Annotated in this window: 9 protein-coding genes and 3 tRNA genes; 6 read left to right on the forward strand and 6 right to left on the reverse strand. The window is 43.8% G+C overall.

From position 1 onward, the window contains the following. Window positions 1-9: 9 nt before the first annotated feature. The 4 genes from FTV52_RS00425 to FTV52_RS00440 all read right to left on the reverse strand — a co-directional run bounded on the left by FTV52_RS00425 (window position 10) and on the right by FTV52_RS00440 (window position 4,146). Complete coding sequence (locus FTV52_RS00425; protein ID WP_096901306.1) at window positions 10-906, reverse strand: acetaldehyde dehydrogenase (acetylating); 897 nt, start codon at window positions 904-906, stop codon at window positions 10-12. Between the two features lie 25 nt (window positions 907-931). After that, on the reverse strand, window positions 932-1,729 hold the full coding sequence (locus FTV52_RS00430) for a 2-keto-4-pentenoate hydratase (protein WP_179989467.1): 798 nt from the start codon (window positions 1,727-1,729) through the stop codon (window positions 932-934). A 432-nt stretch (window positions 1,730-2,161) separates the two neighbouring features. Continuing rightward, on the reverse strand, window positions 2,162-2,830 hold the full coding sequence (locus FTV52_RS00435) for an HAD-IA family hydrolase (RefSeq protein ID WP_154321084.1): 669 nt from the start codon (window positions 2,828-2,830) through the stop codon (window positions 2,162-2,164). Between the two features lie 353 nt (window positions 2,831-3,183). Then, window positions 3,184-4,146, reverse strand: coding sequence for an RluA family pseudouridine synthase (locus FTV52_RS00440; RefSeq protein WP_179989468.1), 963 nt, complete (start codon window positions 4,144-4,146; stop codon window positions 3,184-3,186). Window positions 4,147-4,908: 762 nt separating this feature from the next. Between FTV52_RS00440 and FTV52_RS00445 the strand changes: the two genes are divergently transcribed. From FTV52_RS00445 to FTV52_RS00465, 5 genes are all read left to right on the forward strand, one after another. Beyond that, window positions 4,909-8,340: an Rne/Rng family ribonuclease gene (locus FTV52_RS00445; RefSeq protein ID WP_179989470.1), complete on the forward strand. Its 3,432-nt coding sequence runs from the start codon at window positions 4,909-4,911 to the stop codon at window positions 8,338-8,340. 259 nt (window positions 8,341-8,599) lie between these two features. Then, window positions 8,600-10,441, forward strand: coding sequence for a long-chain-acyl-CoA synthetase (locus FTV52_RS00450; RefSeq protein WP_096901309.1), 1,842 nt, complete (start codon window positions 8,600-8,602; stop codon window positions 10,439-10,441). A gap of 194 nt (window positions 10,442-10,635) precedes the next feature. Then, window positions 10,636-10,711, forward strand: a tRNA-Lys gene (locus tag FTV52_RS00455). A gap of 21 nt (window positions 10,712-10,732) precedes the next feature. Continuing rightward, window positions 10,733-10,808 (forward strand) — tRNA-Lys (locus tag FTV52_RS00460). Between the two features lie 52 nt (window positions 10,809-10,860). Next, window positions 10,861-10,936 (forward strand) — tRNA-Lys (locus tag FTV52_RS00465). 261 nt (window positions 10,937-11,197) lie between these two features. On the opposite strand, the gene FTV52_RS00470 is transcribed toward FTV52_RS00465, so the two are convergent. After that, entirely contained in the window at window positions 11,198-11,725 is a 528-nt protein-coding gene (locus tag FTV52_RS00470) for a hypothetical protein (RefSeq protein WP_368856237.1), read from the reverse strand. A gap of 363 nt (window positions 11,726-12,088) precedes the next feature. Here FTV52_RS00470 and FTV52_RS00475 point away from each other — a divergent pair, with 363 nt between their 5' ends. Then, the gene (locus tag FTV52_RS00475; protein ID WP_096901311.1) at window positions 12,089-12,355 is read left to right on the forward strand and encodes a PspC domain-containing protein; all 267 of its coding nucleotides are present in this window, start codon (window positions 12,089-12,091) and stop codon (window positions 12,353-12,355) included. A gap of 226 nt (window positions 12,356-12,581) precedes the next feature. Here the strand turns inward: FTV52_RS00475 and FTV52_RS00480 are convergent, their stop codons facing one another. Continuing rightward, a complete protein-coding gene (locus FTV52_RS00480) occupies window positions 12,582-13,685 on the reverse strand; it encodes an HPP family protein (protein ID WP_179989474.1) in 1,104 nt (367 codons plus the stop codon). Window positions 13,686-13,804: the final 119 nt, after the last annotated feature.

Raw genomic sequence — 13,804 nt, forward strand, 5'->3', positions numbered from 1 at the left:
TGGTATTCCTTAAGCTTCAGCAGTTTTGAAAACGTGTTCTGCAAACATTTCTGCAGTACGTGCAGCCGCTGCAGTCATAATGTCTAGGTTACCTGCATATTTAGGCAAGTAATCACCCAAACCTTCAACTTCCAAGAAAATTGAAACACGGTTGCCATCAAAAACAGGGCCGTTTACAAGTTTGTAACCCGGTACATATTTTTGCACTTCTTTGATCATGGCATGCACAGATGCTGTAATCGCTGCCTGATCTGGCTCACCTTCCACCAAGCAGTGAACGGTATCACGCATCATTAATGGTGGCTCAGCTGGGTTAATGATGATGATGGCTTTACCTTGTTTTGCACCGCCAACTTCTTCAATCGCGCCTGCAGTTGTACGGGTAAATTCATCAATGTTTTTACGTGTACCCGGCCCCACAGATTTAGTCGATACCGTTGCAATAATTTCACCGTATTCCACAGGTTGAACACGAGAAACTGCAGCCACCATAGGAATTGTTGCCTGACCACCACAAGTCACCATGTTGACGTTTGGCACTTCGCCCGCTTGTAGCAACGCTTCAAGGTTCACTGGTGGTACGCAGAATGGGCCAATTGCTGCAGGCGTTAAGTCAATCATCAACACGCCAAGTTCATTCAGTTTGCGACTGTTTTCTGCATGCACATAAGCGGAAGTTGCATCAAAAGCAATTTTAATGTCATCTTCAAGTACGTGAGGAAGAAGACCATCTACACCGTCACTTGTGGTTTTTAAACCCATTTTTGCCGCACGAGCTAGACCTTCAGATGTTGGGTCAATTCCCACCATCCACACAGGCTCTAACCATTCACTGCGTTGTAATTTATAAAGCAAATCTGTACCAATATTACCTGGACCAATCATTGCACATTTAATCTTTTTCATGCATGTACTCTCTTAGAATCTCGATTTATTCCGCAGCAAACGCAGCTGTCACTGAACCAAAGCCTTCAATTTCGACTTTAAATTCTTCACCTGGCTGTGCAACAACCATAGGACCTAAAGCACCAGTTAAGATGATGTCGCCTTTTAACAATGGACGACCACGGCGCACCATTTCATCGGCTAACCACACGGCAGCGTTTAATGGATTTGCTAAACAAGCTTTACCCACGCCTTGAGAAACTACTTCTTCACCACGGGTCATCACCATTTTGCAGTTCACCAAATCCAGATTTTCTAGCTTGACTGGTTTTGAACCTAGAACGAATGCAGCAGAAGATGCGTTATCGGCCACGGTATCAATCAAACTAATTTTCCAGTTTTCAATACGGCTATCGACCACTTCAATGGCTGGCAAGGCATATTCAGTCGCGCTGATAATATCCGCATACGTGTGTTTTTCTTTGGTTAGATCTTGGTTAATCACCAATGCAATTTCTGCTTCTACTTTTGGCTGAATCAGCAAACCTGCAGGAATCGCTTCACCATCACCATAAGCCATATCGGCAAACAACATGCCAAAGTCAGGCTGATCTACACCCAGTTGTGCTTGAACCACTTTAGAGGTCAAACCAATTTTACGCCCCACCAAACGACGGCCTTCTTTTAAGGCACGTTCGGTATTCACTTCTTGAACGGCATAGGCAATATCTACGTCAGCACTTTCACCACCAAGCTCTGGGCGGATTGGCGCGATCGCAGTTTGAGAGAGTTCGGCAGTACGTAATACTTGCGCAACTGATTCAACAACAGCAGAATTCGACATCAATGTTTCCTTAAACTGCAAAAATTGGGCTTATACCCTGAGGTGTTGGAAAGGTGATAAAAGAAGAAAAGGCACCATGACCCTGATCTTGACCGTCAGCGTGATAAGCTGTCCATCTCAGAGGTATGTATAAACTGATTTAGCATCTGAAAAATGGCGTTTTTATGCCAATACTTATTTTCTTTTTTTCAATAGCTATTAGCTATTAGTCTGTTTTTATAAAAAGCAAGCAAAACAGTTGTCTGTAGGCTATGACATTATTTTCCGAGTCATTGACTCGGCAATTCGCAGCAATCTTAAAATGTCTTAATCCTAACTTTAGACTAAAAGCTAAGCCTTTTTATGACGCTCCCAAAAGTACATAAAAAAAGAGCAACCTGAAATTTTTCAAGTTACTCTAATTTCAAATTCATCTAAATTGTTTTACTGGGTTTAACTCGCCTGACGTAAACGATATTGCTGCACTAAAAAATCATGCAAACTCGGCACATCATCTGCAATGGTTAAAGGCTGATAACGCTGCAACACCTCTACACTATGCACGCCATAACTCACGCCTACACGCGGCATAGCAATATTTTGTGCCATTTCTAAATCGTAAGAAGTGTCACCCACCATAATCGCTTGCCCGACCTGCACATCGGTACTGCTCAAAATTTCCTGCAGCATTAAAGGATCAGGTTTAGATTTGGTTTCACTTGCAGCACGTGTCGCCACAAACAAATCCTGACTTTGGGTTTGCGCCAACACTCGGTCTAAACCTTTACGGCTTTTGCCTGTTGCCACTGCCAATTTCAGTCCCAAACCTGACAACTCATCGAGCATATCTGCCACACCCTCAAACCAAGCATCGGTTTTTGAGTGTTCGACATAGTGTTCTGAATAGCACTGCAAAATCGCTTGATGCAGCTCTGGCACTTCAGGAAATAAACGCTGTGCCACTTCAGGCAAACCCAAACCAATAATACTTTTAGCCGCAGCATCGGTCAGGGGTTGCTGAAATTGTTGTGCTGCGAACTGCAAACTCGCCACAATTTGACCGACGGAATTAAATAAGGTGCCATCCCAATCAAAAATGATGAGTTCTACAGGTTTGTTCATATTAGATTCCTAGATTTGATTCGGCTTTTAAATTCCCTCGCTTTACCTTAACTCAAAAGGATAAACGACCAAGAATCAGCACATATATCACAACAAATATTCGATACGCGAAGGGCGACATGGATGTCGCCGTTTCGCTGTGGCACAGGGATGTTCCATCAGCGAAACAAAAGTTTTTTGTTACTTTTCATCTTTGAAAAGTAAGGCATAGCCTATACAACAAGAATTTAAATTAAAAACTATAAAATGTGGCTGTGAATTACCCCTGAAAGCCCAATCTCCGTCTTGAGAAACAATGTTCCTCATCTTTAAAAAGAAGGGAACTGCTATCACACAATAGAGAATGACAAAAATTAAAACTCAGGTGGTGCTGTCGGCTTATCCGCCTTTTGCGCTCTCAACTGCGCCACCAGACTCTGCATATCTTCAGGTAAAGGAGCTTCAATCACAGGATAGCCCGGAATTTCCAAACGCATAGCATGTAAGCACAAACGACGTGGTGCAGGACCACGGTATTCAGTTTGATGTCCGTATTTATCATCACCCACCAAAGGATGCCCAATACTTAAACCATGCACACGAATTTGATGGGTACGCCCAGACAGTGGCGATGCATACACCAAACTGGCATGCATAAAACGCTCTGCGACCTTCCACAGGGTTTTGGATTCTTTACCCTCTTTAGATACACGTACTCGACGTTCACCATTGGCCAATTCATAACGATGCAATGGTGCATCAATCAATTGCTGATCTAAACTCACCTGCCCTTTGACAATGGCCGCATAAGTTTTTTGAATTTTATGTTCGCGCAATAAGTCCTGCAGCGTTTTTAAGGTGCTACGCTTTTTAGATACCATCACCAAACCTGAAGTATCACGGTCAATACGGTGAATCAATTCCAAATATTTTTTACCTGTCGCAGCACGTAAGCCTTCAATCAACCCGTAGGCAACGCCACTGCCGCCATGGACTGCAATGCCCGAAGGTTTATTCACCACCATCAAGCCTTCATCTTCATAAACCACACGGCTCAATAAACCCTGTGCCACCTTGTCTGAAATTGGAGCAGCACTGTCGTCTTTTTGTTCATAGCGAATCGGCGCCACACGAATTTGATCGCCAATATTCAGTTTGGTTTCTGCTTTAATGCGCTTTTTATTGACCCGCACCTGCCCTTCACGAATCAAACGATAGATGCGACTTTTAGGCACCCCTTTTAAACGACTAAACAAAAAATTATCGATGCGTTGACCCGCTTGATGCTCATCCACTTCAAACCAAGTGACACTTTGCCATTGTTGGGTAGAATTCATACAGTTAAGAGACCTAATAAAATACTAAAATTGATTAAAAACTGATCATTTAGGCTATGCTTTACACAAGAAACATAAGCTTAGCCCATAGGCAGATGATGCAAGGTTTGATATAGTCAGCGCACGGAAACCATCGTCAGTGGGTTCACGTTGAATCTTTTCAGGTTTTTCTGAAATAGAGCAATCAACCAACATCCCACTACATACGAGCAGGTCCCAAAAGAATTATGCCGACGCCGAAGGCTTATTATATCGGCAAAAAAGCAAACTGTTGCGTTTAATTGTACCTCAGGTACATAAATCAGTTTGCCTGAAAAAATATGTCGCCAACTCCAGTTGGTTTTTAAACGTAAACTGATACACATCAGATTAGTCGCACCCTGAAAACCACTTCAGGCTAAAGCGTTTGATGTATTGGATCTGCACAATTTGTAAAGATACGACGATAATTCCGTATCAAGACACTCTATCTATGAAAGAAGAGATGATCTTCGAGCAATGTGACAGTGAAAGTTACACACATCCAATACACCGCTCGTCCGCCAGTGAAGCGATCAGGTGACTTTATCCGTTTAAAGGTTAAAGCCGTATTGCCATCATCAATACGTGAATCATACACCGCAGCCCCACACAAAAAGGCCGGTAAAAAAAGCTCAGACCACAATTGGTTTTTTTGAGATCTGAGCAGTTGATCCGTGATGCTTGATGTTCGCTACGTGTCTAGCGATTTTTTGCTGTGTATCACTATTAGGTGTTACACCCATGAAACGTATGTTGATTAATGCAACACATGCCGAAGAAATTCGCGTTGCACTTGTCACTGGTCAGCGTCTTTACGATTTCGATTTAGAAAATCGTACCCGTGAACAAAAAAAATCGAATATCTACAAAGGTCATGTGACCCGTGTAGAACCTTCTTTAGAAGCCGTATTTGTTGAATACGGTGCAGGTCGCCAAGGCTTCCTGTCGATGCGTGAAATCGCAAACTCTTATTACAAAGCCGACCCTCGCCAAACTTCTAATATTCGTGAACTGATCACTGAAGGCACTGAGCTTTTGGTACAGGTAGAAAAAGAAGAACGTGGCAACAAAGGTGCTGCGCTCTCTACCTTCATTTCTTTGGCTGGTCGTTATTTAGTGCTTATGCCAAATAACCCGAAAGGTGGCGGTATCAGTCGTCAAATTTCAGGTTCTGTGCGTGAAGAACTAAAAGAAATGTTGGCATCTTTAAACGTGCCACGCGGCATGAGCGTGATTGTACGTACTGCGGGCATTGGTCGTTCACAAGAAGAATTACAGCTTGATTTACAACACTTGCTTGACCTTTGGGCGCAAATTCAAAACACCGCAAGCTCTGGCCCATCGCCAATGTTGGTACACCAAGAAGCAGGTGTGGTGACACGTGCGATTCGTGACTACTTACGTGATGATGTTGCCGAAATTTTAATTGACTCAGAACAAGCTTATAACGAAGCCTATAACTTCGTAAAAGCCGTGATGCCACGTCAATTAGACAAGCTAAAAACCTATACTTTAAATGAGCCGCTATTCGCGCATTTTGGCATCGAAAGCCAAATTCAAACAGCTTATGAGCGTGAAGTGAAATTGCCTTCAGGCGGCTCAATTGTCATTGACCAAACTGAAGCATTAGTTTCAATTGACATCAACTCGGCTAAGTCTACCCGTGGTCAAGATGTTGAAGATACTGCGCTTAATACCAACCTTGAAGCTGCCGAAGAAATTGCGCGTCAATTGCGTTTACGCGACATCGGTGGTTTGGTGGTCATCGACTTTATCGACATGACCAAAGACCGCAACCAACGTATGGTTGAAGCCAAACTTCGTGAAGCAACACAAAGTGACCGCGCACGTATTCAATTTGGTCAATTATCACGTTTTGGTTTAATGGAAATGAGCCGTCAGCGCTTACGTCCATCACTTGAAGAAGCGACTGGTTACGTTTGCCCACGCTGTCACGGTACAGGCATGGTACGTGACCTACGCTCTCTTTCACTTTCAATTATGCGTAAAGTGGAAGAAATTGCCCTGCGTGAACGTCATGGTGAAGTTCAAGTCGAAGTACCTGTTGAAATTGCAGCATTCTTACTGAATGAAAAACGTCACAGTCTGGTTTACCTTGAGCAAACCTCAAATGTGCGTGTGACTGTATTACCTCACCCACACTTAGAAACCCCGCATTACGAAATTTCGTATAATCCTGAAGGCTTTGCACCAACCAGCTATGAACGTACTGAAGCAACTCGTTCAAGCGAAAAAGAGTTGGGTTATGAATCTTCTGAATGGCATTTAGAAGAAGCCGATCAAGCGCACAGCCACGCTGCTGCACCTGCGGCAGAAAAAACCTCTGCAAGAAAACCACAAGCAGCACAGCAAAATAAAGCATCTGCACAACAGCAGCTTGCACCTGCGGCAGCTACAACAGCTGCAAGCCCATGTGCATGGTTAGAAAACCTGTTTGTTCAAAAGCAAGCCAGCACTATTGATCAAGCACGTAGTGCCAACAATGCTGCAGCAGCCATTGAGCAAATGGTAAATAGCGGTGCTGTGAGCCGTGGTCAGTTTGGTCAAATTGCAACTGCGTCTACTGCCCCTGCTGCAAGCAGTCAAAATGTGTACCTTGCACCATCAACAGTGGCACAAAAAACTGAACGTGACTCTGCAGATAAATCTGCTGAACGTGAAGACAAACCTGCTCCGCGTCACAACAACAAAAAGCCGCGTCACAGCAACAACAATAACAAGCACAAAGAGCAACGTGAGCCGCAAACTCAGCACGATAATCAACAACATCAAGTGCATGAAGAAGTGGTTCAAATGTCGCGTCAGGAGCAACGTCAAGAAGCGCGTGAAAACAAACGCAACTCTCGTCGTCAGCACAACAATGACCAAGCACCGCAGCAGCAAGAAGCTCAAAACAACAATGAGCAGCAGCAAAATGCCGTACCACGTCGTGACCGTCGTAACCAACCTCGTCCAGAACGCCCAAATCGTCACCGCGACCCAAGCGTATTGAATGAGCAAGCACCTACCGCAGTGACTTCTAATCAGCCGAAAGTGGACTTAATTGATGCACCGCGTCAAGAGTTCAACACGACGGCTTTGGTGGTGAATGTCGATCAGGCTCAAACTGAAATTGTGGCATTGAATGCTGCGCCATTAGCGGCTGAACCAGTCACAGCAGTAGAAGCAACTGTGCCTGAAACGGTTGCTGAACCAACTCAAGCTGTTGCTGCGGTAGAAGCTGCTCCAGTTGTTGCAGAAGAAACAGCTGCACCTGCGGAAGTACAAGCACAACCGACTGCGCCTGCAAAACGTGCCAGCAACGATCCGCGTCAGCGTCGTCGTCAGCAACGTGAAGCTCAAGCACAGCAAGCAGCTGCACCAAAGTTAACGCCTTCACAGGTGCCAACTTTAGCGCAATACAGCATTGGTAGTCTGATTCGCCACGTCTATGGTGAAGATTGCTCAGTCCTGATTGAACAGTTTGGTTTAATTCCAACGTTCAATCGTGCTTTGCAAAAGTTCACCGATGAATATGCGGCAACGCTTGCAACAGCTGCGCCTGTGGCAGAGAAAAAACCTGTCACTCGTGATGTGGAAGTTGCCAAAGCTGCTCCTGAAGCTGAGCCTGCACCTGTGTTAGACCTAACACCACCAAAACCAGTGTCAGATAAGCGTGTTGCCAACGATCCGCGTGAGCGTCGTCGTTTAGCCAAACAAGCTGCTGAGCAAGCATTGGAACAAGCCAAGCAAGCACAGGCAGTAGAAAAAGCTGAAGCGGAAAGCACACCTGCAGCAGAGCCAACGACTGAAGTTGTGGCAGCTACAGAAGGATCTGTAGAAGCAAGTTCTACGGTAGAAACGTCTGCAACAGTAAGCACTGAAGTCGAAGCAACTACAGAAGTAAACCCTGAAGCAGTGGCTACAACTGAAGCTACTCAGCCTGAGTTGAACGCGCAAGACGACCTTGCACAAGCTGTCACTGAAACTGCAGCAGCGCAAGAAGAAACTGCCGTTGAAGTGGTCGCACCTGTACAAGCGGAATTGGCTGTAGACGACCCAGTCGAAACTGCTGAATCTGAACAGGACAAAGCAGAGAAAGAGAAAACTGCGCGTCCGCGTCGTCCACGTGGCCGTCCACCTAAAAAAGTAACTCCGCCAACTGAGTCGTAATTCGCACTTTTGCAGCGGAATAAAAAAATCCAGTCATTTTAATGGCTGGATTTTTTTTGCTACTTTAGAGCCAACGCGGTGCTGACTTAAATTTAAGCGAGCTAATTTGAACTTAGGTGTTTTTGATTTTTAACAGCTTTTCTAAAAACACCTAACAAAGCTGAAAAATTAGGTTGATTGCACTAGGACTTAGGGATTACAAAACAACAAGACGTGATGCTGTGCAGATGCAACGGATGATGACAAAAACAGGATTCTTATGAACCAGATGACAAAAAGCGATTTAATTGGCTTAACGGATGTTGCGGCAAAAATTCCGCAGTTTATGACTAAAGTGCCTCACCTGATCACAGGGTTAAAGCAAGCCTATTTACGCACACCCAACACGCCTGCAGGCTTAGGTCTAGCATTTGAAAAAGCCGTGCATCGTAACCCGCATGGCTGTGCACTAGTGTTTGAAGATCAGCAGTACAGCTATTTACAGCTCAATGCTTGGGCCAACCAAATTGCCCATTACTATTTAAGCATAGGTGCACGTAAAGGTGATGTCATTGCGGTGATGTTGGAAAATCGCCCTGAATTAATTGCCAGTGTCATTGGCTTAGCAAAAATTGGCGTTACCGTGGCTTTGGTCAATACCGCACAAGTTGCCAAAGTTTTGGCGCACAGCATCAATTTAGTCAAACCAATTGCCGTGATTGTGGGGGAAGAATGTCGTCAAGCCGTTGCCGATATTCGCCAAGAACTTGAGCTTACAGAAAATCGACTGTATTGGTTTGCAGATCAAAATACCCGTACCGATGCTGGCACTGCCCCTGAAGGTTTTCAAAATTTAGCGCAATGCATTGCATCATTCCCAAGCTTTAACCCTGCCACCACACAGTCAGTACAGGGCAAAGATGGGCTGTTTTATATCTATACCTCAGGTACAACAGGCTTACCTAAAGCGGTGATTTTCACCAATAGCCGTTGGACGTTGGCTTATGGTACCTATGGTCATGTCTTGGGTTTAAATCAGGATGATGTGATGTACTGCACTCTGCCGCTGTACCACGCCACAGGCATTGTGGTGTGCTGGTGTGGCGTAATTGCAGGCAGTGCCACCTTTGCCATCCGTAGAAAATACTCCACTTCATGCTTCTGGCAAGATGTACACAAATTCAATGCCTCTGCGATTGGCTATGTGGGCGAATTGTGCCGTTATTTAATGGATGCGCCTGCTTCTGATTTAGAGCGTGGGCATCGTGTGACCAAAATGATTGGCAATGGCATGCGTCCTAATATTTGGAGCAAATTCAAAACACGCTTTGGTGTTCAGGAAATTCTGGAACTGTATGCGTCTAGCGAAGGCAACGTCGGCTTTAGCAATGTGTTTAACTTTGACAACACGGTTGGTTTTTCACCGACACCTTATGCGGTCATTCAGTTTGATAAAGAAAAAAATGAACCCGTACGCGATGCCAAAGGCAAATGCATGAAAGTCAAAAAAGGCGAAGTCGGCTTATTGATTGGAAAAATCACCCGTCGCTCACCGTTTGATGGCTACACCGACCCTGAAAAAAACAAGGCGGTGATGATGCAAAACGTGTTTAAACAAGGCGATGCCTATTTTAACACGGGCGATTTAGTCCGCGACATTGGCTTCCGTCACGCCCAGTTTGTTGATCGTTTAGGTGATACCTTCCGCTGGAAAGGTGAGAACGTATCCACCACAGAAGTAGAAAACATTGTCAGTGACTATGAAAAAATTGCTGAAGCTGTCGTGTATGGCGTTGAAATCCCACATACCAATGGTCGTGCAGGTATGGCTGCGATTACCTTAAACGAAGGCTGCCAGTTAGATGAACAAGACTTGCGTCAAATGCTGGTGGAGTTTAAAAAAGCAATGCCCGCTTATGCAGTACCCGTTTTTTTACGCATTCAAAAGCAAATGCAAACCACAGGTACATTTAAATATCAGAAGAACACCCTGAAAACTCAAGGTTTTGATTTAAAACAGTGTGATGAAAAAATTCTGGTGTTATTGCCAAACCAATCTGCTTATTGCGAGCTGACCCAAGAAATTTACGACAATATTCAACAGTATCAATATCGCTTCTAAGCCACTATGTTGCCTATTTTTTGATTAGATACGACAAATTTGTTGCATTTATAATCAAACATAGGCAACTTTTTTATTTTTTACTTGCGCTCGCTTCATATCTTGCTACAATACGCTCCATCAAACGAAGTGGTGCTTAAAACCCTCTGGTTTTTCTTGCACTTCACAATCAAGCCTGCTTGATTGCTGGTTCAGGGTCGTTAGCTCAGTCGGTAGAGCAGCGGACTTTTAATCCGTTGGTCCCGCGTTCGAATCGCGGACGACCCACCATTTCCTTGATCAACCTTAGATGGGTCGTTAGCTCAGTCGGTAGAGCAGCGGACTTTTAATCCGTTGGTCCCGCGTTCGAATCGCGGACGACCCACCATCTTCTTCAAGGTTGATACTTTAAAAATGATCATCGTCATTTTTACTCCTCTGGGTCGTTAGCTCAGTCGGTAGAGCAGCGGACTTTTAATCCGTTGGTCCCGCGTTCGAATCGCGGACGACCCACCATTCCTTCTAAAAAATCTTTAAATTACCAGTCATCACAGCACTGTTCTGTGGATCGTGCAGTTTCGTAATTTACTATAGAATTCCCGTATTCTGCCCTGTTTGACTAACACTTTTATCCACTACACCTTGCTCAATTCAGTTGTAGACGATGTGCCATCATTGATAAATCATACTTTACACATCCCAAATAAAAACTTGATGTAAAAAAACAAAAGCCCAAAAGTTTTTCACGAATGGGCTAAGAATTGAATGAGCGAATAATTAACTTGCTCTGATTAAATGATAGTTTTGCGAAGGTAAGGGATTGCTTTTAAAGTATTCACGATTATTTTCTGTTGCAATCGCAATTTTGTTTTTATCCATAATTAAATTATGGTCTTGATCAACATTATAGTAAAAGTTCACCCCAGAGGCGCGTGCCACCACAATTTGATGCGCGTCTTCATCATAGAACCATAAATCTTTGCGGTATTTTTTTTTATTGTCGTAACTGATTTGCCCCGCATTGACAAAAATACGATGCGCTGTCCCATCAGGCAATAAGGTCAGAATATAATCGACTTTTCCACTTTCGCACATAACAAACTTATCTTCACAGCTAATCTGAACGGTATAGCGCCCCACATAAGTCAGAAGATTCTCTGGAATATGATGTTCCGTTGCAGCCATTTGCATGGGTGCGATCGCCTGCCCTGCCACTTCAGTCAGTCTTTTGGTTTCTGCCTGTTCTGTATATTTTTGCACTGCAGCATGCTCAAGTTGTGAATCATCGCATCCAAGCAATGCCACTGCACTCCATATAGAAACTGCGCAAATATTTGATTCAGCCGACACACTATCCCTCATATAGAATGACTAGACTGAATATTCAGTCCTATTCAAACCACCGAATAGGCAGCTCAATGTAAGCCATGCTTTTCCTCAATCCTTTGTGGTCAAGCGCTTACTCTGCCCATTGCTTCTTTACGATATTTTAGGTGGATGCTGGTTTAAGCAACACCAAAAGTTACATAACTTTACTAATTGCTTTGCCACCGCCCTTTAAAAAACCCAAGTGCATCACCATTTTTATTCTATAGACAGATGATGTGCTGTAAACCTAAACCTCAGCCTGTATTTATTTTGAATTTTAGATCTCTCAAGGAGAATTAGATGGCCAATGTTGGTTTATATCGCTCAAACCGCTCAAATATGATTGCTGGGGTTATGGGTGGTATTGCTGAACGTTTTGGTTGGAACGCAAATTTACTGCGCTTAATTTTTGTGATTGTTTCCGTGATGAGTGCTGCCTTTCCAGGCATTTTGGTGTATTTGGTGTTGTGGTTGGTGATCCCTAAACAAAACCAGTTGAATACAGCAAACTATACTCAGGGCTACACAAGACCTGTACGCACGGTCAATTCTGATCAAGACCGATAAACGGTATTGAAATTTTAAAGACTGACCACATGTAAGATTTATAGGTTTTAATCGTTCGCTGATTCACTCTTAGATATCCCTTATTTACACAGTTTTTTTCTTTTTCGCTACGATTGCTCCCCCAAGCATCGTAGCTTTTTTTTGCCTTTCTACCTGCAATATATTTTAAAAGTCACAGCATTTCAGGATTGAGTCGTGTTGAATACGCATCGACAATACAAGTCAATCAATTGGTCTTTACAGCAAGCTGTTGATTTAAGACGGCAATCATATCGGCACGGCTAATAATCCCCACCAAACGCTGCTGCTCTAGCACAGGAATGTAGTTAAAAGAACGCTCGACAAAGTACGGTACAAGGTCTTGAATACTTTGTTGCGGTTGCACCGTGACCACTTGGCGCAACATGATATGTTTTACTTGATGTTTCCAGCTATAAGGTAAATCTGTTGCGTGTTTAAACCATTCCACCACTTCATACAATGCCAAAGTTCCCACCAAATGTTGCTCTGTATCAATGACAGGTAAACTCATTAAATTCATGTGTTTGAATTTTTCTAAAGCACTGTGAATATCCTCATCTTGCTGCAAACTGACCACATCTTTACTCATAATATCGGCACAAGTCAGTGCTTGAGTTTGTCGTTCACTGGCTTTGTGTTGCGCTTCTAAAATGATTTTTTGTAAGTCGTATTCACTAATATCTAGCAACTGGGTTTGTGCATCTAAAACATCTTGAATATCTTGCGGCTGAATAGTGGCTTTTTGAGTAGGCGTTGGGTCTTGGGTACGTTGATTCAACTGTGGCGTTTGAGGATAAGGCTTGCCAATCATGCGGTTAAATACAATTGCAATCACCATCAGCAAAACTGAATTAAGCAGCACAGGATAAAAGATGAAGTGATAACCCAGCTCACGCACGGCATCTCCGCCAAGCACTGCGGTAATGGCCACTGCTCCACTCGGTGGATGCAGCGAATCGGTGGTCATCATCAAGAAAATAGATAAAGCCACAGCCACACTAAAGGCTTCGGTTAAATTTGGAATATATAAAGCACAGCTCACGCCCATAATTGCTGCAATACTGTTCCCAACTACAATATTCCACGGCTGCGCCAAAGGACTGGCAGGCACAGCAAACAACAATACCGAAGATGCACCCATTGGCGCGATATACCATGCGTTAATATCGCCCAACACCCACCAACTGATCAGGGAAGATAATGCCAAACCCAATAATGCGCCCAAACCACAAAGTAGGCGTTCTTTTAACGGCAATACTTTAAAATTGGGTTTCAGCGTATTCAGCCAATCAAGTTGTGAATGAAACACGGGCAGGCAATCCAGTGGTGACAATTGGACAAGATTATAAGGCAATCATTCAGTAAGATGTATTTGTTTTATATCTTTCATTTATCAGTGAATTTGTAAAACCCCAAACAACCAACCGC

This window comes from Acinetobacter sp. YH1901141, assembly GCF_013416935.1.
GTDB lineage: Bacteria > Pseudomonadota > Gammaproteobacteria > Pseudomonadales > Moraxellaceae > Acinetobacter > Acinetobacter towneri.